This is a genomic window from Burkholderia sp. BC1 (assembly GCF_052683555.1).
In genome coordinates, this window is sequence record NZ_JBQYLP010000149.1 from 1 (window position 1) to 3,277 (window position 3,277).

2 protein-coding genes are annotated in these 3,277 nt (G+C 65.7%); one reads left to right on the forward strand and one right to left on the reverse strand.

Annotated features, from left to right (window positions below):
* Positions 1-715: 715 nt before the first annotated feature.
* Positions 716-1,459, forward strand: coding sequence for a 2OG-Fe(II) oxygenase (locus tag ACSHSS_RS29870; RefSeq protein ID WP_445545947.1), 744 nt, complete (start codon positions 716-718; stop codon positions 1,457-1,459).
* Positions 1,460-1,552: 93 nt separating this feature from the next.
* Here ACSHSS_RS29870 and ACSHSS_RS29875 read toward each other — a convergent pair whose 3' ends face one another.
* Positions 1,553-2,977, reverse strand: coding sequence for a DHA2 family efflux MFS transporter permease subunit (locus ACSHSS_RS29875; protein WP_445545948.1), 1,425 nt, complete (start codon positions 2,975-2,977; stop codon positions 1,553-1,555).
* Positions 2,978-3,277 lie beyond the last annotated feature (300 nt).

The window sequence follows — 3,277 nt, forward strand, 5'->3', positions numbered from 1 at the left end:
GGGACTGGCGACCGCTGGCCACCTCGGTCGCGTTAGCACCGGCGATTCACTAGCGGCGATGATCCCACTGGCACTGACGATTCACTGGCGGGGACGATCCCGTTGGGACTGGCGACCGCTGGCCACCTCGGTCGCGTTAGCACCGGCGATTCACTAGCGGTGGCGACCCACTGGCGCTGGCGATTCACTAGCGGCGACAATCCCGTTGGTACCGGCTGCCGCTGGCCACCGCGACCGCGTTCGCGCCGGCGATTCACTAGCGTTGGCGATCGCGTGGGTACTGGCGATTCACTCGCAACGGCGTTGGTACCGTCGCTCCGGTAGCCGCAACGATCGCGTTCGCAGACGCGAGCCGCCAGCGATCCCGATCGCATTGACACCATCGATGGCCGGGCGCTGGTGGCCGCCGTCGGGATGGCCGAACGGCCGGCCGACGATACCTCGTTCCCCACGTCGCCCGCCCCGCTCCGCCTTCGTTCCCCACCGAATTGGCGCGCAAGATCCGGCACGCATCGACGCGCGCTCGCCTCTACACTGAAGCCATTCGATGGGTCATCGCGGAAAGCAGCACGAAGGCCGCTGCCCGAATGGCGTTGTCGTGTATCGCATCGCGCCGCCCCCATATCGCGGCGTATCGCAGTGTGCGCTTCCCGCGAGCCGCGACGCCAACCATCCCGCAGCTGCAACGCCGCACCGCTGACAACGGAGTACGTCTGTGAACATTGCCGATCTTCCCCGCACGGCCGAACCCGTCGACGTCGCAAGCCGCGTCGACACGCTCGACTGGCACCTTATCGACACCGACCTGGACGGCTACGGCTGCGCGCACGTGCCGCGCCTGTTGTCGGCTGACGAATGCCGCGCGCTCGCGGCTCTCTATCCGGACGACACACGCTATCGGTCACGTGTCGTGATGGCGCGGCACGGTTTCGGGCGAGGCGAATACAAGTACTTCGCGTATCCGCTACCGACACTCGTCGATGCGCTGCGCACCGCGCTGTATCGCCATCTCGCGCCGATCGCGAATCGCTGGAATCGTGCGCTCGGCATCGATACACGCTACCCCGCCGATCTGCCGGCGTTTCTCGCGCGCTGCCACGAGGCGGGACAGACGCGCCCGACACCATTGCTGCTCCAGTACGGTCCCGGAGACTACAACTGCCTCCATCAGGATCTGTACGGCGAGCATGTGTTTCCGCTGCAGGTCGCGATTCTGCTGTCCGCGCCGGAGCGCGATTTCACCGGCGGCGAATTCGTGTTGACCGAGCAGCGGCCGCGGATGCAGTCGCGCGCGGAAGTGGTGCCGCTCGCGCAAGGCGATGCAGTGGTTTTCGCGGTGCATAGCAGGCCGGTGCAAGGCACGCGCGGCATTTATCGCGTGAACCTCCGTCATGGCGTGAGCCGGATCCGCAGCGGGCATCGGCACACGGTCGGCATCATCTTTCACGACGCGCAGTGACAGCCGCGCGACAACCGCCGCGATATTCGCCGACGAGCGGAGGCGGCCCACACTTCGCCGCACGGATGCACGCCATATCCACGCGCCGCTCGCTTACCCGCGTGCGGCGCTTGCACGCAGCCGATCGCCCGCATCGCGCGCGAGCCGCGCGTAACCGGGCAACGTCAGCAACGCGAGCACGCCGGCCGCGACAAAGGCCCATCGAAAATCCTCGAGCAGATAGTGAACGCCGCCCGTATCGCCACGCAGCGAAGCCGCAAGGCGCAGCGACAGCGCGCCGAACGCGATGCCCATGCCGATCGTCATCTGCTGCGCGGCGCTCCATAGCGTACTTGCCGCGCTCGTCTGCTGAGTGGGGATGTCGGCATACGCGAGCGTCGCCAGCGTCGTGAACTGCATCGATCGCGTCAGCCCGTAGACAAACACGACGAGCAGCGTGATCGCGAGCGGCGTCGACGCCGTGAGCCAGCCGCATGCGATCGTGCAGATGCCGACAATGGTCACGTCGACGAGCGCGACACGGCGGAATCCGAACCGATCGAGGATCCACGACGTGCCGGCCTTCATGCCGAGGTTGCCGAGTGCGCTCGCGAGCAGCAGCAGGCCCGACTGAAACGGCGATAGTCCGAAGCCGATCTGGAACAGCAGCGGGAGCAGGTACGGCACCGCGTTGATCGCGATCCGCGTGATCGATCCGGTGATCACGGTGACCGAGAACGTCGGCACTTTCAGCGTCGTGAAATCCAGCAGCGGGTGTGCGCATCGTCGCGCATGAACCCACGCGGCAATGCCGAACAGCACGCTGGCGCCGACAAGCATGCCGGCCTGCGCGAACCGCGCATTTTGCTGTCCGGCCGTTTCGGTACCGAGCAACAGACAGGTCAAGGCGCCGCCGGCCAGGACGAACCCGATCCAGTCGAGCGGCCGCTGCTGCTCCGCGCGCGTGTTCCGGACGATGAGCCAGGTGCTGACGAGTGCGGCGATACCGAACGGCACGTTCAGCAGGAAGATCCAGCGCCACGACGCATAAGTCGTGATAAAGCCGCCGATCGGTGGTCCGACGACTGGCGCAACGATGCCGGGCCAGGTGATCGTCGCGATCGCGCGCATGAGCCGCGATTTCTCGGTGCTGCGCACGACGATCATCCGGCCGACCGGCACCATCATCGCTCCGCCGACGCCCTGCAACAGCCGCGCGGCCGTGAATGTCCCGACGCCGTTCGACAGACCACAGAGTATGGAGGCGCCGGTAAAGACCACGATGGCGCTGCCGAACACCGTCCTCGAGCCGTAGCGGTCGGCGATCCAGCCGCTGATCGGGATGAAGACCGCAAGCGCGAGCATGTAGGCCGTCATGCCGAGACTGAGCGCATTCGGCCCGACGCCGAACGTATGCGCCATTTGCGGCAGCGCGGTCGCGATCACGGTGGTGTCGAGATACTCCATGAAGAACGTCGCGGCGACGAGATACGGCAGGAAGTCGGTCGTCCGATCACCTGAGGCGGAACGAGCAGTCATGAACGGTGTAATAGACGGGGATGCAGAAACGCCGGCCGCCGTCACTGAAGGTTGCAGCTGGAGCCGGCACGAATCGCGATATTACCCTGAAGAGGTGATTTCCCGCTTTGGCGGCGCATGTCGGTGCATGGTGCGCGGTGCAGGCGCTGACCGGCGTGCGGTGCGTTGGAGACTGGAAGGAGAGGATTGAAGCGACACTTTTCGGCCGCCGCAAATGCAAAAACCCCCGCCTGTTCAGGCGGGGGTTTCTGGCTTAGGGAGCCTGACGATTACCTACTTTCACACGGGAATCCGCACTAT

What these genes read in the sequence shown, in the direction of transcription:
- ACSHSS_RS29875 (WP_445545948.1), bottom strand. Translation starts at nt 2,977, where the DNA reads ATGACTGCTCGTTCCGCCTCAGGTGATCGGACGACCGACTTCCTGCCG.